The following is a 20,988-nucleotide window of genomic DNA, read 5'->3' on the forward strand; positions in this document are numbered from 1 at the left end:
AGGCGGAAGACAGCAGACGGTGATCATCTCGGTTCGAGTGGTCGAAAGCGCCGGAGATGATTTCCCCCGTAACGATCGATCCGGTGAGTTCCGCCCGAGGTTACTCGAGATCGAAGCGATCGAGGGACATCACTTTGTCCCACGTAGCCACGAAGTCGCGCACGAATGTTTCCTCCGCGTCGTCTGACCCGTAGACTTCCGCGATGGCCCGAAGTCGGGAGTTCGAACCGAAGACGAGGTCAACGCGGGTTCCCTTCCACTCGAGTTCGCCCGACTCACGGTCGCGCAACTCGAAAATGTCTTTGGATTCTGAGGACGCTTCCCACTCGTAGTCCATGTCGAGCAGGTTCACGAAGAAATCGTTGGTCAACGTCTCCGGCCGGTCGGTGAAGACGCCGAGGTCGGACTGCTGGTAGTTCGCATTTAGCGCGCGCATACCGCCGACCAGAACCGTCATTTCGTCGGCCGTCAGATTCAGCAGTTCCGCCTTATCCACGAGCAACTCCTCCGCCGGTCGATCGGTCCCGTCCTCGAGATAGTTTCGGAACCCGTCGGCGTTCGGTTTGAGCACCTCGAAGGACTCGACGTCGGTTTGCTCCTGCGAAGCGTCGGTACGACCCGGCTCGAACGGAACGTCCACGTCGTATCCAGCGTCCGCTGCAGCCTTTTCGACGGCTGCGCAGCCGCCCAGAACGATCAGGTCGGCGAGCGAGACCCGGACGTCGTCGGATCGCGAGGCGTTGAAGTCTTGCCGAATCCCTTCCAGGGTCTCCAGAATCGTCTCCAGTTGATCCGGCTCGTTCACTTCCCAGTTGCGCTGTGGTTCGAGACGAATGCGGGCCCCGTTCGCGCCACCGCGCTTGTCGCTATCGCGGTACGTCGATGCCGACGCCCAGGCGGTCTTGACCAGTTGGGAGATGGAAAGCCCCGAACTGAGGATTCTCTCTTTGAGCTCGGCGATCTCTTCGTCACCGATCAGTTCGTAATCGGCATCGGGGAGGGGATCCTGCCACAGCATTTCCTCGTCGGGAACCTCCGGGCCGAGGAACCGAGACGGCGGACCCATGTCACGGTGTACCAGCTTGTACCACGCCTTCGCAAAGGCGTCCTGGAACTCCGTCGGGTCCTCCTGGAAGCGCTCGAGGATTTCCCGGTAGTCCGGGTCCCGTTTCAGGGCGACGTCTGTCGTCAGCATCATCACGTCTTCTTTCTCCGCGGGGTCCTCGACGCCCGGTGCGGAACCGTCGAGTTCGCCGTTCTGCGTGGTCCACTGCCACGCACCGCCGGGACCCTTTTCGGGCCACCACTTGTAGTTGAGCAGGTTGTCGATGTAGCCCATATCCCACTGGGTCGGCGTTGTGTTCCACGGGCCCTCGATGCCGCTCGTGATCGTGTCGGGCCCGTTCCCGGAGCCGAACTCGTTCTTCCAGCCGAGGCCCTGTTCCTCGATCGGTGCCGCTTCGGGCTCGGGGCCGAGGTTGTCACCGGAGTCGGCACCGTGGACTTTGCCGAACGTATGCCCACCGGCGATGAGCGCGACCGTTTCCTCGTCGTTCATCGCCATCCGGCTGAATGACTCTCGAATGTTCTCCGCCGACGCGAGCGGATCCGGCTCACCGTCCGGCCCCTCCGGGTTTACGTAAATCAGACCCATTACGGTGGCGCCCAACGGATCTTCGAGTTCCCCGTCGTCGAAGCGCTCGGATGCTTCCATCTCGTCTTCGGGCCCCCAGTCGACGGACTCGTCGGGCTCGAAGTCGTCCTCGCGCCCGCCTGCGAAACCGAACGTTTCGAAGCCCATCGACTCGAGGGCGCAGTTACCGGCCAGGATCAGCAGGTCTCCCCACGAGAGTTTGCGACCGTACTTTTGCTTGACCGGCCAGAGCAGCCGGCGCGCCTTGTCGAGGTTCGCGTTGTCGGGCCAACTGTTGAGGGGTGCAAAGCGCTGTCTACCGCCGGATGCGCCGCCGCGGCCGTCGCTGGTGCGGTAGGTGCCGGCGCTGTGCCACGCCATCCGAATGAAAAGCGGCCCGTAGTGGCCGTAATCGGCCGGCCACCACTCCTGGGACGTCGTCATCACTTCCTCGATGTCCGCCTTCACGGCCTCGAGATCGAGTTTTTCGAACTCCTCAGCGTAGTCGAACTCCTCGCCCATCGGATCGGCCTGGCGAGCGTTCTGGTCGAGAATTGCGACGTTCAGCTGGTTCGGCCACCAGTCCTGGTCGGTTCCATTCATCATCGATTGAATACCACTTTCGCATATTAAGATTGTCTATTTGGCAATGATGTCTTCGCCAGACCTCAAGCTATCTACCTACTTCGTCAACTATTCTCGATGAGTATTCCGCGCTGTGTAGTCAGCGAAACCACAGAAACCCGCATTTCAGCGATTGTTTCACCACTTCCGAGATATAGTACGTATCGACTGAAAATCGGATTTTGAGTTCTCGGTTATTGTTTCTGATCGTATAAAGTATTTTTCGGCATTTCTCAAAGCGTGTGAATCGAACCGCCCACGAATCCGCGACGTCGGTTTTCGACCATCGAACCAACCGAAATCGCCGCGGCCCGGATCGGTCGTTTCACTCCTCTTCTTCCGGTGTATCGGCCGCATCGCTGTCGATCCGACGGCTGACGTCGACCTGGTAGTTCTCGAGGATGTCCCGGCCGAGCAAGACGGGATAATCCATGTGGCTCCGATCTTCGACGCTCGCCGTGACCGTATGCTGGTTGCCGCCGACCCCAACGACGACGTCGACGACGGGCCGGCTCTTCGATTGCTTGCTGCTTCCGGAACGAATCCGGGTGATAGATTTGATCGGCCCGGCACCGATATCGGCGGCGAGGCTGGTATCGATACTCGTTCGCGTCGCGCCGGTATCGGACTTTGCGAGCACGGATTTCGATCCGCTCGTCCCCGAGAGGACGACCTCTTCTGTGTAGCCGATTACCGCGGGCTCCGTATTCTTGGTGACCATCTCCGATGGCTGAGCCGCCGGCCTGGAATCGTCGAGGACGTTCGCGAGATCCGCAACGCGCTCGTCGTCGACGGCGCCACCGACGCGCTCGATCGCCATCTTGGCGATGTACGGTGCCGGACTCACGTGAGTCGCCTCGTAGAGACCCTTGAATCCCGCCGTGGGGTTGACCTCGAGGACGAACCACCCCTCGTCGCCCTCGACGAGATCGACTCCGGCGTAGTCGAGGCCGACGACGTCGGCTGCGCGACGGGCCATCTCGCTTGCTTCTTCGGGGAGGTCGCCAGTCGCGTCCTCGACGGTACCGCCGAGAGCGACGTTAGTGCGCCAGTCGTTGTCCGGCGCGTAACGGTACATGGCACCGACGATCTCATCGCCGACGACGTAGACGCGCAAATCACGATTGCGGACTCCCTCCTGGTCGACGAGTTCTTGCAGGAAGGCATACCGGTTTCCGACTTTTGCATTGATCGGATCGTCTGGCCCGACTTTCCAGGTCCCACCGCCGTGAGTCCCGATCGCGGTCTTGTACACTGCCTCTTCCCCGTAGCGCTCCCGAGCGGCGGTTAACTGATCCGCGCTGAGTGCCAGCGTAACGTCGGGTGTTCGGATGTCGTTCGACGCAAGCGCCGTCGCGGTCGAGAGCTTGTGCATCGCCGTCATCACCGCGCTCGGCTCGTTGAGCGTTGGCAATAACTGCGAGAACGCGTTCGCCAGCCCGAGTTCCTCGGCAGGCTGTTCGGTGTTCGACAACAGCATCCGGTTCGCGATGACGTCGACCGATGGCTCGAGGACGGGACTGCCATCGGTGACGCTAATCGATGTATTCTCGGCTCGAAGCCACTCGGTGTCGTGTCCGAGATCCTCGACCGCGTTGAGAATCGCTTTGGTTTCCTTACTCGTATGAAGACTCAATACCCCGACAGTCACGGGATCGCCAGCGCTCATACAGAGTAGACACCGAGCCGTCGGATAAGTATTGATAGTTCATTCAGCCCGATCCAGGCCGTCGACGGGCCTCGGTTACGGGTACGACGGCTCAGCCGATGACCGTCCGAATCTGTCGCGGATCGACCAGGCCGCTCATCACCGCCAGCACGCCCCAGGTGACCGCACCGACGGTGATCGCCCCGAACAACATGAGCAGGTTCGAAACCATAGGCGTTACGAGCAACACGGTGACGGCCATCACGCCCGTAATTCCACAGATCAGGCCGGTCGTTCGAGCGAGGCGCGTGACGTTCAGGGAGAGCTCGGTGTGGACGACGTAGAGATTCACTGCCACGTACACGGAATGAGTCGCCACCGTCGCGATCGCAGCCCCGACGACACCGATCGTCGGAATCAACAGAATGTTCAGTCCGAGATTGGCCAGTGCCGTCGCGCCTTTCGCCACGGCGCGCGCTCGAGCACGCCCGAGGTAATCCAGGCTATCGCTCGTGAGGTTCGTAATCGCCTGCAGGACGACGAAGCCGGCGAGGACCTGTAAGACGGGCACCGCAGCCGCATAGTCGTTTCCGAAGACCATCGTCAGGAACGGGCCTGCGACGATCGCGAGGCCGACTGCAGCCGGAATGTATAGCAACAGGACGTTCGTTAGCGAGGTCTCGTAGATTCGTCTGGCTTCTGCGAGCTGATCGGCAGCCTTCTGTTCGCCGAAGTTCGGCGAAATCGTAAACCCGAGCGACGCCGCGGGTGCGAGTACGAAGTCCGTGATCTGCTTTGCTAGCGTGTAGAACGCGACTGCAGCGGGGTTGAGGAATAGACCCACCAACACGATGTCGATCTGTTTGTCGATGACGTTCGCGCTCTGGGTTGCCGTCAGCGGCACGCTGTACTCGAGCAGTCGGCGCGAGAGACCGTCCTCGTATTCGTCAGCCGCATCGTATCGCCTGTAGAACCCGTAGTAGAGGATTCCAATCCCGACGACGGCGGCGATAGCGTAGCCGACGATGTATCCGAAGAACGCGCCGAGTGCGCCGAGGCCGGCGAGGACGAACGCGACCGAAAAGAGCAGCCGACCCGCGCCGCTGATCGCCTGGACGAGGGCGCTGTAGCCGAGGTGATTGAATCCCTGGAACGCCACCTGCGAGAACGTGCTAAAGGAGAAGACCACGAGATAGAGCACGCCTGCCGCGAGAAAGGGGGCCGCTCCGGGCTCGCCGAGCGCGTTCGCGATCCACTCGTGAAAGAGCAACAGGACGTACGCGACGAACGTGATCAAGACGAGCTTGGCGGTAATCGTCGTCTTGAGAAGGTACGGTACCTGTCCCGGATCCGTCTCTCGGTACTCGGAGAGATATCGGGCGACAGATCGGGACAGGCCGAGATCTGCAAATAGCTGGAGTATAGTCAACACCCCGATCGCCCAGTATAGCGCGCCGTACCCGTCCGGATCGAGCAGGTATCGCGCCAGTACGAACATGAGAAGCGCGCTCGAAATCATATAGATCGCGCGCGCTACGAGCGTTGCCTTGAAGCCGTGAACGATGTGATCCTCCCTGTTCATTCCAGTGGACTGTTGCGGTGAGATACTCGTAATCGACCGAGGCCGAAGCCGAACGCAATCAACGTACTCCTCCCATCGAGGGTGCGTCCAATTGTAATGCGGGGACAAACGACGGTCCGTTGTGCGGTACTGTCGGTTGCAAGCCATCGTATTGGATGCGCTGGTCGGTCTCAGCCGGCTCTACAAATGGGTACAGCCGCCAGTACACAGCGACGGGCGAGTCGTGCTCGGACCGCCACGCGAGGCGTTCGTTTGGCGTCTCGAACCGCTCGAAACGTCAGCTGTAAGATGGTGCAAACGACCGAACCGTAGACGGAAATGCTGTAAGGGAGTCCAAACGACTGAATCGAGAGCAGAAACGGAGACCAAACGTTCGAACGGTCACCGTACAAATGAGAGAGCGAAGCAGGGAACGCGGGGCAAACGAATCCCCGGGTCGACGGGCCCTTCGAAACGCGGCCGGATGACCGAATCCGCATTCGACCTCCCGGCGTCGATCGTCGGAATTACCGGATGCGTCTAGAGGTACGAGGCGTCCCAGCGGGTCGCTTTCCGGCGATTCCCGCAGTTGTTACACTCGATCCGTCCCATCGCGTCCATCGCATTATCGATCGAATCGCAGTTTCCACAGAACCAGGCGTAGCGTTCGCGCTGGTCTTTCGTCCTGTAGGCCGTGTAAAACGGTGACTTCGATCCGCGAGCGGCCTCGCCGTAGCTCACGTAAATCGTTTCGTCATCTACCGTCACCTCGTCGATCGCCCCCCAGCTGCCGTCGGCCTCGTGATCGCTTTCGACGTAGACGTTCTCGGTAAACGTCTCGTCGCCGATATCGACGTCGCGCTGGCCGGCTTGCTCGAAGCCGTGGTCCCGGTAGAACTGATTCCCGCCCTCGTTGTCCGCGAGAACGAAACACTGGATTTCCGATGCACCTTCCTCGAGTAACGCTTCGCGTGTCCGAACGAGCAGTCGGACGCCGGTCCCGCCGTCACGGTGGTCGGGATGAATATGTAGCCAGAGGAGATGTCCAGTGCTTGCTTGCTGACCGACGAGTTCGCTCTGGGAAAATCCGATGACTTCTCCGTCTCGTTCGACGACGAGAAAGAGGACGCGGTCGTCGGTTATGTCGTCGGTAAACGACTCGCCGTACCATTGTTGGACCGCGTCGTCGATGGTCTCTTCGTCGAGAAATGCGGTGTACGTGGAGTTGAGCGACTCGTGTGCGGTCGATCGAATCGCCTCGGCGTCGTCGTCGGTTGCCTCGCGAATTTCCATGGGTGCCCATACTCCGGCCTAATACAAAACGTATGCCCACAGTCACAGATTCTGCCTGGCATTGTTCGAGAGAATCCGGTTTTCTCCAGTAAATATGACATGGAACCGTCCGGGAGAGCATGAAGGGGGAAGATTAACCATAGTGCCGCCGGAGAACGTCATATGAGCGGCGACACTACACCGACTGAACCTCCCGATCAGCGACGCGGCACAGATCAAATGAACGACGCGTTCACGTACAACGGCGGTAGAGTTGACCCCGGCGAATCGGCGAACATTCGCTACGGTATTAGCGAGACGTATCTCGGCGACCCGGTCAGGATCCCCGTTACAGTGATCAACGGAGAACGGCCCGGTCCGACGGTCTTCCTCTCGGCTGCGGCCCACGGCGACGAACTTAACGGGATCGAGGTCGTTCGTGAGGTCGCTCACGATTGGGATCATTCCGTACTCCACGGGACGTTAGTCTGTCTGCCCGTGATGAACGTCCCTGGTTTCCTCGCACAGGAACGGTACTTGCCGATCTACGACCGGGACCTGAACCGGTCGTTCCCCGGACGGGAGGGATCGACGAGTGCGAGGCGGATGGCCAATCAGATCTACACGAACTTCATCGAGCCGTGCGATCTGGGCGTCGATTTCCATACGTCTACGCGCGGGCGAACGAACATGCTACACGTCCGTGCGAATATGGAGCGCGACGACGTCGCCAGACTCGCCAGGGCGTTCAGTTCTAACGTCATCATCTCTGGGGAGGGACCGGCGGGGACGCTTCGTCACGAGGCAACCGAAAACGAAATCCCGACGATTACGGTCGAGATGGGCGAGGCACACCGATTCCAGCGGCGGCTGATCGACCGCGCGCTCACCGGCGTCGCAAGCGTCCTCGCCGAGTTCGGCCTCCATCGAGACTCGTCGGTCCACTGGCCCGGTTGGCGGACCGTCATCGATACCGACGACGAGAAAACCTGGCTTCGTGCGGACGCGGGCGGCATCGTCGACATGAAACGCGGCCGCGGTGCGCTCGTCGAAGCGGGTGAAGTCATCTGCACCATTACGAATCCGTTCAAAGAGGAAGAGGACATCGTCACCGTCGAAGCCCCCTTTACCGGACTCATCGTCGGCGTCCTCGAGAACCCCGTCGTCTATCCGGGCAACCCGCTCTGTCACCTCGTCGGCCTCTCGTCGGACACGCTCACCGCTCTCGAGCGCGAGCGAACGACGGAGACGTCGCGGTCCGACCTCCGACGGAAGGCGAACGGACCAGACCGAGAGTGATCGTCGGGCTGCCGTCCTCGGGCTCGCAAGCATCGATTCGAAGCGCATCCAGGGTGACTAGGAACACGGGCGCGGTAAGGTCGCTGGCGGGGGTGGGGCCGTCCACCGCCGGCGCCACGATCAGTGTGTCGTCGTTCCTGTCTCCTATCGCGAGTGTCCGGAGTCCAGTCTCTCCCGGAACTGAAAGCCATGCGTGTCGCGTTGATACGGGGTGAATGCCCGTGTGATACGGGCTTTGGAGGGAACCACCGACTCGATGTAATATCTGCAAGCGTCGCTGTCCGGGCACGACCGTACGTGTCGATCATCCCGTCGTTCTCGCCCGCTCGAAGAGAACCGAGGGAAGAAACGATTTGAGACGATGTCTACCGAGGGAAGAAACGATTTGAGACGATGTCTAGTCGTCGCTCCGATTGATTATTTTCTGTACGTGTAGTAAGTACCCGTAACAATTGGTCGGGAGGGTGTCCGGGAAAGGGAATGAGAGCGAACCGAATTGTCTTCTGTGAATGTGAGTACCCTACCGGACATGTTCGTGTGGTCGCGGTTACCATATGAAAACTCGGTTGCATTCACCGCTCGAGTCCTGCGATCAGAACGTGAAAATAACATCACGGCCGTCAGTCACAAGATGCTCGGAGCACTAGATTGTGGGTCTGCTGGTATGTGGAATGTGTGTCGCCAACCCAGCCCTGAGGAAGTGGTCCCACCGATTTGATGGAACTGTTCATTTTCCTATCGGTAAGCACTCCTCTCAAAATTTGGAATGAAGAGTACATTTCTGTGTCGTACAGTCGAATGGACCGTCGAAACTCGGCTCGGAGGGATGTATGGATCGCTGGTGGACGGTGTACACTGCGAATTTCTCGGATAACCTCGCCACAACCTACCTGATTGTTGTACGACAATCGCCGCGGTTGGCTTCCGTTTTGTTGCGGCAAACGCCGAGTCAACCGTCAGCTTCCTCATGCATGCCTATTTAATAATAATAGTAATAAATAATTTAATATTATCAGTCTCATCTCTGGCCCGAAGGGCAGGGTTTTGCACCTGGCTACCGATAATTGACGTCACGGATCCCGAACGATCCGGGTTCGGAGAGGCACTCGGGTACGATGAGTTCGGCTGAAGACGTCTCTCGGGACGCGGATCGAACTCGAGAACGCGCCTGACCGGACGTTCTTCGTACCGACGGACTCACGTGACAGGGAGTTCAGCGACGCCGAGCGGACGTTCCACCATCTCATGGCGCAGTGGGTCCAACTCGAACTCGAGCGAAAGCAGCGAGAACAGCGGGTCCGGTTCCAGTGGAGTTCGCGACCATCGACTCGATGGCTTCTGGACCAGTGAGCATCACGGCGTCGATGCGCGACTCACCCACTTCATCGTGTCGTAGCAGTGAATCGGTCTGCCGGTTACAGAACTCACGCCCTCTACTTCTGATGGTCCGTCAGATTGACACTCGGCGAACGAATGTCTGAGAAGCAACTTCTTCGAACCTGGCTTGCCGGTTTCTCTGGAACCGTCGAAATCCAAGAAGTAACTTCTATAGCCCCACGGTCAAACGGTCCACATGAGCGCATGAGTCAGTCTTACAATCGCGGTCTCATCGAGGACTTCGGCCGGTGGAAGGAGTTCTCGGCCGGCATGTGGGCGTGGATCTTCCACAAGTTCACCGGGTGGATGCTGATCGGCTACCTGTTTACCCATATTGCCGTGTTGAGTACGTCCATTGGCGGCGCACAGGGCGAGACGACGATGGTCGACGGCGAAGCGGTCAACATATACACGGCGACGCTACAGGGACTCGAGGGTCTCTTTCTCGTTCGTCTCCTCGAGGTCGGCCTGCTCGCAGTGGCCGTCTTTCACATCCTGAACGGTCTCCGACTGCTGATGATCGATCTCGGCGTCGGACTCGACGCACAGGACAAGAGTTTCTACGCTTCGCTGGTGCTTACGGGTGCGATCACCGTCGCGAGCGTGCCGACGTTCCTTACCGGGGTGAGCGTCTGATGGCGGAACGGTACTCTTCGTTCACACCCGGCGGCACCGGCTGGTTCCTCCAGCGGATCACGGCGGCGTTTCTGGTCGTCGTTCTGGCCTTTCACTTTTTCCTGTTGCACTTCGTCAACCACGCGTACGAGGTAACATTCATGGGTACGCAAGCCCGAATGGAGAACGTCGGTTATTTCCTCACGATGGTGCTGTTCCTGATCACCGCGACGTTCCACGGCGTCAACGGCGTCTACAACGCGCTGGTCAATCAGGGACTCGAAGGGACCCAGAAGAAAGCCGTACTGGGAGTGCTGGTCGTCGCCGCCCTCGCACTAGTCGGGCAGGGAACCTACGTCGCTCTCACGATGGCAGGGATGATCTAATATGAGTACGCAACAAGCCGAACCCGAAAGTCAGGAAGCACCGAAAGATCCGGAGATGCAAGGCGCGGAATCGCCGGCCGCCGAGAAGCAAAAAGGTGGCGGCATGGTCGACCAGACGTCGACCGACGCGTCGGAACTCGAGGGGGAAACGGTTCACATCAAGGTATTTCGATACGATCCCGAAGTCGAAGCGAAGCAAGAACCTCGTTTCGACGACTTCCACGTCCCCTTCGAGAAAGGGATGACGGTCCTCGACGCGGTCATGTACGCCCGCGACGAGTACGATTCGTCGCTGACGTTCCGTCACTCCTGTCGGCAGGCCGTCTGTGGCTCCGACGCCTTCTTCGTCAACGGGAAGCAACGACTGGGCTGTAAGACCCAGATAGCGGACCTCGAGCAACCGGTTCGAATCGAACCGCTCCCCCATCAGGAAGTAGTCAAGGACCTTGTCGTCGACATGGATCACTTCTACGACCAGATGCACACGGTCGAACCGTACTTCCAGCAGGAGGACCTTCCCGATGGCGAACTCGAGGAACAACGCCAGTCTCGGGAGAACCGAGAGAAGGTGAAGATGTCGACGCGCTGTATCTGGTGTGGCGCGTGTATGTCCTCGTGTAATATCGCGGCCGGCGACAACGAGTATCTGGGCCCAGCGGCGATCAACAAGGCCTACCGGTTCGCGATGGACGAACGCGAAGACGAGGAGATCAAAGAGCACCGACTCCGCATTCTCGAGCAGGAACACGGCGTCTGGCGGTGCCAGACCCAGTTCTCCTGTACCGAGGTGTGTCCGAAAGATATCCCGCTGACCGAGCACATTCAGGAGCTCAAGCGGGAGGCAGTCAAGAAAAACCTGAAGTTCTGGTAACCATGTACGAACACGACGTTATCGTAGTCGGTGCCGGCGGCGCCGGCCTCCGGGCTGCGATCGCCGCACACGAAGCAGGAGCGGACGTGGCAATGGTCTCGAAACTCCACCCGGTACGCAGTCACACTGGCGCAGCGGAGGGCGGTATCAACGCCGCGCTTCGAGAGGGTGACGACTGGGAACTCCACGCCTACGACACGATGAAAGGGTCTGACTACCTCGCCGACGCGCCGGCCGTCGAGACCCTCACCCAAAACTCGCCCGAAGAGACCATCAACCTCGAACACTGGGGTATGCCGTTCTCCCGCGAGGACGACGGCCGGGTTTCCCAGCGGCCGTTCGGCGGGCTCTCGTTCCCGCGGACCACCTACGCCGGTGCCGAAACGGGCCATCACCTGCTCCACGTCATGTACGAGCAAGTCGTCAAACGCGGCATCCAGGTGTACGACGAGTGGTACGTCATGGACCTCGTGACGACCGACGAGCCCGATCCGAACGACCGCGAGTGCCACGGTGTCGTCGGGTACGACGTTCAATCCGGTAAAATTGAGGGATTCAAGGCCCACGACGGGGTCATCCTCGCGACCGGCGGTCCCGGTCAGGCTTTCGATCACACCACCAACGCCGTCTCCTGTACCGGCGATGGCCACGCGATGGCGTATCGGGCGGGCGCTCCCCTCGAGGACATGGAATTCATTCAGTTCCACCCGACCTCGCTTCCATCGACTGGCGTTCTCATCTCCGAGGGTGTCCGCGGGGAAGGCGGGATCCTCTACAACAACGAGGGCGAGCGGTTCATGTTCGAGCACGGCTACGCGAACAACGACGGCGAACTCGCCTCTCGAGACGTCGTTGCCCGCGCCGAACTCACCGAAGTCAACGAGGGCCGCGGCGTCAACGACGAGTACGTCCATCTCGACATGCGCCACCTCGGCGAGGAACGCATCATGGACCGCCTCGAAAACATTCTCCACCTCGCGGAGGACTTCGAAGGCGTCGACGGCCTCATCGAACCGATGCCGGTCAAACCCGGCCAACACTACGCGATGGGCGGAATCGAAGTCGACGAGCACGGCCAGACCTGCGTCGACGGACTTTACGCCGCAGGCGAGTGCGCGTGCGTCTCCGTTCACGGCGGGAACCGCCTGGGCGGGAACGCGCTGCCGGAACTGATCGTTTTCGGCAAACGCGCCGGCCGTCACGCGGCCGGCGACGATCTCGGCGAACCTGAAATCAAAACCGGGTACGGCGACGACGTCGAGGACGAAACCGACACCGAACTGCCGGTCGCTCCCGGCAAAGCGGGACTCGACACGACCGGGAGCGTCGCCGCGGACGGAGGGGTCACGGCTGAAGCCGACGGCATCCTCGAGCGGTCCGTCGAAGCGGCTCGCGAGCACGTTGATTCCCTCATAGAAAAGGAAGACGGCGTCCAGCACGCCGAGATTCGCGCGAAACTCCAGCGGGCGATGACCGACTACGTGAACGTCTTCCGAACCGGCGACGGCATCAGGAAGGCGCTGAAGATCATCCGTGAGTGTCGCCAGGAGTATCAGAACGTCTACGTCGACGATCCGTCGCGAACGTTCAACACTGATCTCCAGCAGACCATCGAGACGCGAAACCTGATCGACGTCGCCGAGACGATCGCGCTCGGTGCACTCGTACGCAACGAGTTCCGCGGTGCCCACTGGCGTCAGGAAAACCAGACTCGCGACGACGAGAACTGGCTCAAGCACACGCTCATCTCGTGGGACGACGGCGAACCCTCGATTTTCTACCGTCCGGTCATCCTCGACGGCGAGAACAAGACCTACGAGCCGAAAGAACGCAGCTACTGACTCCTCGGCCGCGGTTTTCGTCCGGATAATCGGTCGTACTCTGTTTTGTGATCCAAACCGGTACACCTCTCGCGCCTGCTGGACGGTCTGTGGATGGTCCCACTCACGATTCGATTTGGCCGAGAATCGATCCGTACGTTAGCCGAGTGTCCGTACCGACTGCCGTTTCGCTCCCGGCGGCGACCCATCCGGCAAATTTCCTTTCCGGCCGGATGGTCACCCGTGAGACGTTCATCGGCGATCGAGTTGGCCCGATCCGTATCGTGACGGCAGGGAATCGATCGAATAACGCGTCAGGCGCCGAGTATCTCGAGCAGATCCACGCCGATACCGAGATACTCGATCAATCTGTAGCCGACGTAGATACCGACGATGCCGATAACTCCGGGAAGTTCCGGCGGTGCCGGGATCGGAATAGCGAGAAACCGGAACAGCGCACCGGTGACCAATCCGGTCACGAGTGCGAGAATAGTGATGTGTGTAGACATTGGTTTTCTCATATTCGCGAACGAGGCTACAAAAGCGGCACGTCTGACATTGCGGGTTACAGCGGCTCTGTTACCTGATACCACACGTGACGAATACGACGATTGCCTATACTCGATATATTTCGCTCGTTCGTTCGAATTCTGCCATCCACGTATTTTCGTCGATCAACGGTATGCATATCGACGATCACTCACTCCTGCCAATTCGACAATTGTTGTAGACAGTATTTAATATCGTCGAAATATATGCTCTCGAGTATGACCTCGACAGCGACGACGGGTCTCGACGTATCGCTCCCAACCGATCTCGATTCGGCGCGAGGGAAACTCGTGTACCTGTATCTCGCTGCCAACGACGGTGCGTCCGCCGACGATCTCTGTACCGATCTCGCCGTCACGAAAGGGACTGCGCTTTCTATTATCGGCACGCTTCGAGAGCGAGGGTATCTCGTACAGACCGATGACCGATACGAACTCGTCTGACCGACGAGCGGACTCGAACCGAATTGGACGCCGGAAGCCACGCGTTAGGTCGGAAGCAACATGATAACGGAGGTAGTGTTGTGGTAGCCGCTCATCTGGCCGCGCTCCATACAGAGTTCCCCGTACGTCTCGAATCCGCTGAAGGGAACGTCCAGTTCCGAACCGATCGCACTGACCGCGTCGTCGAACTCCTCTCCGAGGATGATCGATCGACACGCGCAGTCGTAGACGAATCCGCCCGCGATCTCCCCGGATGCGTTTTGAACCGCGGCTTTCGCCGTATCGCGTGCGGAAACGATCTGATCGTCCGGCGGACTGTGCATCACGCGCAGTACGACCCCCTCCGGGACGCCAACGGGGAAATCGAGCGGCCCCGCTTTCGACAGCGTCAGTCCGGGCCAGCGGATCTTGTATCCGTCGTTGATGGCACCGTGCCCTTCTTCGATGCCGAATTCGAACTCCGTTAGTAGCCCGAGTAATTCCTGACTCTCCTCTTCGACGGCATCGAAGTCGACCGATCGGTCGGTCTCGGCGAGATACGATTCGACCGCTTCGCGCCAGGCCTCGAACGCAGGCTTTCCGTCGATTTCGATGACTCTTCCCCCCTCGGATTTCGTCACCGTCATCGGCTCCGAAATCGGCGAGTGGCCGTGGTCGACGGTGATGGTCACGGGCTCTTTCGAGGCCATGAGAGCGATAACGACTGAATCGGTCGTGACCGTTTCGTCGTGGAAAACGTGCGTCGCGTTCATCGCGAGGTCGTCACCCGCCGATCCGCCAACGAAACTGACGTCGTGACCGAGGTTTCGCTGCGTGACGAGTGCGATCTGGTCGCTGACACCGGCCAGTCCGTCGTGGAGGTTGATCGCCGAGAGGTGTGGATACCCCTCAACCGAGGATGGAAGATCGCTCACCGCTTCGTTTACTGCATCTGCAGCCCCCTCGGAGAGGTCCGTCCCGAGGCCCGTGAAGAATTTGATCGTGTCACTGGCGACGAGCGAAACTGCGACGCTCCCATCTAAAACTGCCTGCTCGGTGAACTCACCTGCAGAGGAAGCCCCGATCAGTTTCGCGTCGCTCCCGATGACGTCACGGACTCCCGCTAATACGTCTCCGTAATCGTATTCGGGTGAGCAAAAGACCTGACAGAAGTCTACCCGCTCGGTCCCGAATCCATCGAATGCCTTCCTCGCCGCCCGGTAGCCGGCATCGAAACTATCGTCATCGATCGCCATTCCCGTCTGGAACTGCGTCGGAAGTGATTCGGCGTCGTCCGATTCACCGAACGAAAATATTTCGGATTCGTTCGTCGTTTCCGACGAAATCTCAGCTGACGGCTCGGTATTCGTCGTCTCGTCCGACGCTGTCTCCTCTGATCCGGCCGACGCTGTCTCCTCTGATCCGGCCGACATCGAAGAGTCCCACGACGTCTCGGACCAGTTGGCCGTCTCCGCGGTGGACCACGTCGTCAAATCGGCGCCAGCGTCTGCGGTGGAATCGCGTGGTGTGGCTGGCGTCTGCTCTTCCATCCCCGGTGGGTCCTGCCGTACTTTGTACATATCGAGCGTATCGTGTAGCCAGTTTGCGTTTTCGGAAAGCTGTCTGGCACTACTCGAAACGTCCGTAAGCGCCGCGGTCTGTTCTTCAGCCGAGGCTGTGACTTCTTCGGCCAAATCGGACGTTTGATCGCTTATCGAAGCCGTTTCGTCGACGAGCGCGACCACTTGCTGTGTCGATTCTGCCTGCTGATCTGCTGCCGTGTGAATCTCCTGGACACCGTGATTGGTCTCAGACGCGTACTCCGCGATTTCGGAGAGCGCGTCCAGCGCATTTTCGATCGAGTCGGTATGTTCTGCGATTCTCTCTTCCGTTTCTCGAACGGTGTTCGTCGCGACCTCGGTCTGCTCGTGGATGTCCTCGATACGCTTTTCGATGTTGTCGGCGGCCTCTTTGCTCTTCTCTGCGAGTTCCTTGACCTCTTTTGCAACCGCCGCGAATCCGTCCCCGTTCCGGGAGCCATCCGTACTGCGGGTCGCCTCGATGTTGGCGTTCAGCGCCAGCATGTTCGTTTCGCGAGCGACTTCGCTGATGAACTCGACCAGTTCGTCGATCGCTTCCATCTCGACGCGGAGTGATTCGATCGCTTCGACCGCTTCTGTCGACCCGTCTTCCATCTCGTTTAACCCATCGATGGCCGTCTGAGCGGCCCGCTGTCCCTCCCGACCGGCGGCAGCAGTTCGTTCGGAGAGCGTCGCGACTCCGTCGGACAGACTGGCGATCTCTTCGATACTCGAGGAGAGGGTTTCCATCTCGTTTGTAACCGACTGCAGTTGTTCGGACTGTGCGGTTGCTCCGTGGGAAATCTCCTGAATCACCTCTCCGATCTGGTTGCTCGCTTCGCTTACCTCTTCGGTTCCTGATAACACTTCGTCGCTCGAGGAGACGACGAGCGAAATAAAGTCCTTGAGGTGTCGTATCGTCCCCTCGAGTTCGTCCATCATCTCGTTGAAATCCTCCGCGATCTCCAGTGACGATTCCTCGTCCGTTTCGAGCCGATGCGCGAGTTGCCCAGCAGCAACGAGTTGCATCGATTCCTGAAACCGTTCGGTCTGGTCCTCGATACGGTCGTTTTTCTCGTTTGCCTTTTGAAGTTCCGTCTCCAGTTCGTCGATTCGTTCGCGAAGCTTTCGATTCTCGTCGACTCGCCGTTTGACCACGATGTCCACGTTCTGAATGCCGCCATCTGTCAGCGCCGGATCGGTGTCACCGATTGCCGCTTCGACGTTCGACGCGGTTCGATCGAGCGTCCGATCGATGCGGTTGCCGAGAACGACACCCGTCCCACTGACAAGTATCATGCCTCCGATCAATCCAGCGATGCCGCCCATATAGCCGGCTACAGCCATTATAACTGTTGCTCCAAAGAGGACAGAACCGAACCGTATCGTATAGTTCATCCGTCCGTCTCGCGGACTAACGCCCATAATACTAGGTGGGAGAATGCCATATAATAAACTAGTGGTTTGAACAAAATTTTTACTGGATTGTATTATAACTATATTCCTGTGACCGTATACCAATGATCGTCGGAGAGTTCGGTTTAGAACGTCCTCGACCTCGGCCGGCGAGCAGTCATTGGACGCTGATACTCGGTTCACACCGATCGCGATATTCGGGCCAGAGAATCACCAAAACGGGTGTCTCACGTCCATCAGCCGGGAACCGATTGGCAGGCTAGAGCTCGATCCGCTCGACGAGTTGCTCACGGTTCTCGTTCGTGTTGACCGCGACGATCCGTATCTGATCTTCGAGACCGGAGTCCCTGAGTTTGGCTTTCAACAGGTTGTCGACCTGATAGACGCCCGCAGCGTTGGTCATCTCGATTTCGACCATAACAGGTGTCGTGTCGCCTCGTTGGAGCGAGACGCGGCTAATAGCTTGGCTCGAGAGGGTGTTGATGCCCCGACCACCGTGTTCGTAGGGGATCCGGGAGCGACCGTGCTCCATGTCGAGGGCATCGGCGACGCGGATCACGCCCGCTTCGGTTGTCAGGGGCGTCTCGGATCGGTGGTGACAGAGAATTGCATGAAGAACCTCTCCTTTCATTCGGACGGCTTCGCCGACGCCGTAGTACTCGGGGAGGACGCGGTCGAGGATGTCTGCAGCCAGCGGAATCGAGTAGTAGGCGTGGCTGTCACGGTGGACGATGTGGCCGACGTCGTGTAAGGTAGCTGCGAGTGCGATGATAACCGACTCGTCGGCTTCAGTCAGCCCCTGTTGGCGAGCACCGTTGAAATCGACGTTGCCGTCCTTGAGTAAATTGTACAGGCACAGTGCACGGTTGCGAACGATCTCTATGTGTTTCGTCCCGTGATCGTTGTACCGCATCCGGTCGACCGCGTTGACGTTCTGAGCCTCGAGGTAGGCTGCGATCTCCTCGTCGGCGTCGACAAACTCGAGTATCGAGTTTAGTTTCTCATCGGGAAAGTTGTGATCGTCGTCGGGGGAGTAGACACGGCGGGGGTCCTCCTCGGCGGCAGAATCGCCCATAGGAAGACATCGGGTGCGGACTAAAAAAGCGCTGCGCCAGATGTGTCGGTCGGCGCTCGGTCGCCCGTTAGGACAGGTCCTCGACAGCGGCTTCGATTTCGTCGTAGTCGGGCTCGACGCCGGGATCGTCGCTAACCCACGAATACGCGACTTCGCCGTCGTCGTCGACGACGAACACCGAGCGCTTGGCGACGCCGTAGACGCCGAGATCGGCGAAGTCCATCGGAATGCCGTAGTCGTCGGTAATCTCCTTGTTGTAGTCGCTAATCAGCCCGAATTCCAGGCCGTTCTGTTCGCGGAATTCGTTGAGCGTAAACGGCGAGTCACGGCTGACGCCGTAGACGGTTGCCTCGAGGTCGTTGAACGATGCGAGGCGATCCTGGAACTCGCACATCTCCGTCGTACAGACGCTGGTGAACGCGCCGGGGAAAAAGGCGAGAACGACCGGTGACTCTTCGCCCAGTCGATCCGAAAGCGAGAATTCCTCGATGTCGCCGTTTGCAAGCGGTGCAGTGAAGTCGGGTGCGGCGTCTCCGGTTGCTACCATCGTCTGCCCGTTGTGTATAAACAGGAAAGACAGTTTCGTTCGCGGAATGACGTGCGGGCAGTGCACCCGTCGACGGTGCCAGTTCGATGCGCTATCGATAGCAAATCCTCGAATCATGCCCGTCCGGTCGGTAGTAGGGAGAATCGTAGTCGGCCCCCGAGGGGATCATCGAGGGCGTCGGTCGCTCTCGACGAATCTCTTCTTCAGATGTACTATCACGGCCGCTTGCTTGCCTTATTGGTCCAAAAAGGTTATAATTGCCAGCGGGTAAGCCACGTATAGAGATGGTAGTCGAAATCGCACCGCTGTTCATTCCCGGCGGCATGGGCCCCCCGGAGCTCGCAATTATCCTCATCATCGCGATTTTGCTTTTCGGGGCGAACAAGATCCCGAAGCTGGCACGATCGACCGGCGAGGCCATGGGCGAATTCCAGAAGGGGCGCGAAAAAGTCGAATCGGAACTCGAGGAGATGCGTGACGGTGGCCAATCTGGCAATTACGACGGCGGCAACCAGCAGAACGATGATTTCGTCGACACGGAACCGGTTACCACCGAAGAGGAATCGACCAGGGAAACCAACTGACGGTTCTTTTCACGGTGGGGCGTGTGGCCTAGCGGAGAGGGCAGGAGGTTCCTAACCTTCTGATCGTGGGTTCGAATCCCGCCACGCCCGTTCTGCGAGGAGCGAACGCGACGGCGAACGGGCCACGGCGATTCGAATTAGGGAACGGCGAGCGAAGCGAGCGAGCTATTCGCGTGGTTCGAATCCCGCCACGCCCGTTCTGCGAGGAGCGAACGCGGGCAGCAAAACCGGTACTGACAGGTTCGCCCCCCAGTCGCTCAAAGCGGTGCGAGCACGTCCGGTCTGCAGGTCGAATTTGCCACGCTAGTCCAGTGAGGCGGTGAGCGTCGCGAACGGTCTGACCGCGATACCCGTCGCTTTTCGCGACCCGTACGCACACGAGACTCGAGTCGCGTGGGGAGACAGTGTGATAGCATTCTCGCCTTTCCTGTCGTGTCCGGTCGGGTAATCGATCTCGCGTTCGGTTGTGCCGCTTCGTCGCGTTCCGAAGATCTAGACGATCGTTCGACGAACGCTGCAATCGGGACGGCACTCCAAAGACGGGCGGACCGACAGGACACACCGCATCCTGTCGTCAGTCGCTCACAGTTCGCGCTCGATTTGGCTCTCCGAACCGGGTCACTGGTTCGAGTTCCTCGGTCGCGACGTCATCGAAGGCGGAGCGGGCAATGACTCGTCGGTGGACTTCGTCTGCCCCGTCGACGATGCGGAACTGCCGAACTGACTCATAGAAATCCGAGAGCGGCAGGTCTTTTCCGATACCGTTTGCGCCACACGACTGGACGGCGAGATCGATGGCGTCCTGGGTGACGGTTGCGGTGACCACTTTGCACATCGAGACCGGAATTCGGGCCTCGTCACCGCCGGCGATCCGGTCGGCAGCGTCGCGGATCTCGTCGGGGAGCCACCAGTCCGGTTGGTCGAGCGTCTCCTGCGGGCGGGACTGAAGTTCCTCCCTGTCGGGATCGCTGTCCTCGTCCGCGACGACGGTCGCCAGCGGTATTCTTGCCACTTCACGTGTGGGACGCCGATCACCGCCGCCTCGACCACGTCCGAATCGGCCATCAGGGCGTTCTCGAGCGCGATCGACGAAATCCACTCGCCGCCGCTGTTGATGACGTCCTTGGCGCGGTCGACGATCGCGACGTAGCCGTCCTCGTCGACGGTGACGATATCGCCGGTCTTGAGCCACTTCCCGGATGACGGGTCGTACTCGTCGATCAGCTCCTCGGCGGAAACGGCGGCGATGTCGGTTTCGGGAACCGTTTCATCCATCACGATGACTTCGTCTACCGGGCGGTCCGACCAGAGCCGCTCGATCGTCTCGAACGGCTCGCCGGGGTCGACGAACAGGACGTCGTCGTCTGCGTCTTCGACGAGGTAGACGATATCCTCGTCGCCCAACTGAACGTTGATCGTGTGCAACTGTGCGCCCGACAGCGGCGCGGCGTAATACATCTCGAGATGACGGTGATGATTCCACCCGAACGTTCCGAATCGATCGGCGGGACCGAAGCCGTGGCCCGCGAATGCGGCCACCAGTGAACGGACGCGTTCGCCGAACTCGTCGTACGTCAGGTCCACGATGCCGTCGCGTGTTCGCGAGACGAGCCGCGTCTCGGGAAACAGGTTCGTCGGCCGCCAGAAGAACGGCCGGAGCGTCAGGTCTGTCATCGCCGATCGCCACCGGTACCGACGATCACGGTACG

General features: G+C 59.6%; 15 protein-coding genes, 1 tRNA gene and 3 pseudogenes. 8 read left to right on the forward strand and 11 right to left on the reverse strand.

Annotation, left to right across the window (positions count from 1 at the left end):
* Positions 1 to 100: 100 nt before the first annotated feature.
* The 4 genes from katG to HYG82_RS38535 all read right to left on the reverse strand — a co-directional run bounded on the left by katG (position 101) and on the right by HYG82_RS38535 (position 6,759).
* Complete coding sequence (gene katG / locus HYG82_RS38520) at positions 101 to 2,236, reverse strand: catalase/peroxidase HPI (protein WP_179263105.1); 2,136 nt, start codon at positions 2,234 to 2,236, stop codon at positions 101 to 103.
* Positions 2,237 to 2,582: 346 nt separating this feature from the next.
* On the reverse strand, positions 2,583 to 3,926 hold the full coding sequence (locus HYG82_RS38525; RefSeq protein ID WP_179263107.1) for a RimK family alpha-L-glutamate ligase: 1,344 nt from the start codon (positions 3,924 to 3,926) through the stop codon (positions 2,583 to 2,585).
* Positions 3,927 to 4,017: 91 nt separating this feature from the next.
* Complete coding sequence (locus HYG82_RS38530; RefSeq protein ID WP_179263109.1) at positions 4,018 to 5,487, reverse strand: flippase; 1,470 nt, start codon at positions 5,485 to 5,487, stop codon at positions 4,018 to 4,020.
* A gap of 519 nt (positions 5,488 to 6,006) precedes the next feature.
* On the reverse strand, positions 6,007 to 6,759 hold the full coding sequence (locus tag HYG82_RS38535) for a GNAT family N-acetyltransferase (RefSeq protein WP_179263111.1): 753 nt from the start codon (positions 6,757 to 6,759) through the stop codon (positions 6,007 to 6,009).
* 162 nt (positions 6,760 to 6,921) lie between these two features.
* Between HYG82_RS38535 and HYG82_RS38540 the strand changes: the two genes are divergently transcribed.
* From HYG82_RS38540 to HYG82_RS38560, 5 genes are all read left to right on the forward strand, one after another.
* Entirely contained in the window at positions 6,922 to 8,037 is a 1,116-nt protein-coding gene (locus HYG82_RS38540) for a succinylglutamate desuccinylase/aspartoacylase family protein (RefSeq protein WP_235217744.1), read from the forward strand.
* A gap of 1,581 nt (positions 8,038 to 9,618) precedes the next feature.
* Positions 9,619 to 10,050: a succinate dehydrogenase, cytochrome b556 subunit gene (gene sdhC, locus HYG82_RS38545; RefSeq protein ID WP_179263113.1), complete on the forward strand. Its 432-nt coding sequence runs from the start codon at positions 9,619 to 9,621 to the stop codon at positions 10,048 to 10,050.
* A complete protein-coding gene (locus HYG82_RS38550) occupies positions 10,050 to 10,415 on the forward strand; it encodes a succinate dehydrogenase/fumarate reductase transmembrane subunit (RefSeq protein ID WP_179263115.1) in 366 nt (121 codons plus the stop codon). The genes sdhC and HYG82_RS38550 overlap by 1 nt, the downstream gene beginning before the upstream one ends.
* Position 10,416: 1 nt before the next feature.
* On the forward strand, positions 10,417 to 11,286 hold the full coding sequence (locus HYG82_RS38555; protein ID WP_179263117.1) for a succinate dehydrogenase/fumarate reductase iron-sulfur subunit: 870 nt from the start codon (positions 10,417 to 10,419) through the stop codon (positions 11,284 to 11,286).
* A 2-nt stretch (positions 11,287 to 11,288) separates the two neighbouring features.
* Positions 11,289 to 13,127 (forward strand): FAD-binding protein, encoded by a 1,839-nt coding sequence (locus tag HYG82_RS38560; protein ID WP_179263119.1) that lies wholly within the window; start codon positions 11,289 to 11,291, stop codon positions 13,125 to 13,127.
* A 293-nt stretch (positions 13,128 to 13,420) separates the two neighbouring features.
* Here HYG82_RS38560 and HYG82_RS38565 read toward each other — a convergent pair whose 3' ends face one another.
* The gene (locus HYG82_RS38565; RefSeq protein WP_179263121.1) at positions 13,421 to 13,615 is read right to left on the reverse strand and encodes a XapX domain-containing protein; all 195 of its coding nucleotides are present in this window, start codon (positions 13,613 to 13,615) and stop codon (positions 13,421 to 13,423) included.
* Positions 13,616 to 13,873: 258 nt separating this feature from the next.
* Here HYG82_RS38565 and HYG82_RS38570 point away from each other — a divergent pair, with 258 nt between their 5' ends.
* Complete coding sequence (locus HYG82_RS38570) at positions 13,874 to 14,098, forward strand: MarR family transcriptional regulator (RefSeq protein WP_179263123.1); 225 nt, start codon at positions 13,874 to 13,876, stop codon at positions 14,096 to 14,098.
* Between the two features lie 44 nt (positions 14,099 to 14,142).
* Here the strand turns inward: HYG82_RS38570 and HYG82_RS38575 are convergent, their stop codons facing one another.
* The 3 genes from HYG82_RS38575 to HYG82_RS38585 form a co-directional block, all read right to left on the reverse strand.
* Complete coding sequence (locus tag HYG82_RS38575) at positions 14,143 to 17,004, reverse strand: FIST N-terminal domain-containing protein (protein WP_235217745.1); 2,862 nt, start codon at positions 17,002 to 17,004, stop codon at positions 14,143 to 14,145.
* A 328-nt stretch (positions 17,005 to 17,332) separates the two neighbouring features.
* The gene (locus HYG82_RS38580) at positions 17,333 to 18,148 is read right to left on the reverse strand and encodes an HD domain-containing protein (RefSeq protein ID WP_179263127.1); all 816 of its coding nucleotides are present in this window, start codon (positions 18,146 to 18,148) and stop codon (positions 17,333 to 17,335) included.
* A 67-nt stretch (positions 18,149 to 18,215) separates the two neighbouring features.
* Positions 18,216 to 18,695, reverse strand: coding sequence for a redoxin domain-containing protein (locus HYG82_RS38585; RefSeq protein WP_179263129.1), 480 nt, complete (start codon positions 18,693 to 18,695; stop codon positions 18,216 to 18,218).
* A 284-nt stretch (positions 18,696 to 18,979) separates the two neighbouring features.
* Between HYG82_RS38585 and tatA the strand changes: the two genes are divergently transcribed.
* Both tatA and HYG82_RS38595 read left to right on the forward strand, forming a co-directional pair.
* Positions 18,980 to 19,279, forward strand: coding sequence for a twin-arginine translocase TatA/TatE family subunit (gene tatA / locus HYG82_RS38590; RefSeq protein ID WP_179263131.1), 300 nt, complete (start codon positions 18,980 to 18,982; stop codon positions 19,277 to 19,279).
* Positions 19,280 to 19,296: 17 nt separating this feature from the next.
* Positions 19,297 to 19,369: transfer RNA gene (locus HYG82_RS38595), tRNA-Arg, on the forward strand.
* A 484-nt stretch (positions 19,370 to 19,853) separates the two neighbouring features.
* Here HYG82_RS38595 and HYG82_RS38600 read toward each other — a convergent pair.
* The 3 pseudogenes from HYG82_RS38600 to HYG82_RS38610 all read right to left on the reverse strand — a co-directional run.
* A pseudogene (locus tag HYG82_RS38600) lies at positions 19,854 to 20,171 on the reverse strand (acyl-CoA dehydrogenase family protein); the annotation flags it as partial.
* 89 nt (positions 20,172 to 20,260) lie between these two features.
* Positions 20,261 to 20,470: pseudogene (locus HYG82_RS44705) on the reverse strand (AMP-binding enzyme); the annotation flags it as partial.
* Positions 20,471 to 20,569: 99 nt separating this feature from the next.
* Positions 20,570 to 20,953: pseudogene (locus tag HYG82_RS38610) on the reverse strand (AMP-binding protein); the annotation flags it as partial.
* Between the last annotated feature and the right edge of the window lie 35 nt (positions 20,954 to 20,988).

Origin of the sequence: Natrinema halophilum (genome assembly GCF_013402815.2) — an archaeon.
In the GTDB taxonomy this organism is placed as follows: domain Archaea; phylum Halobacteriota; class Halobacteria; order Halobacteriales; family Natrialbaceae; genus Natrinema; species Natrinema halophilum.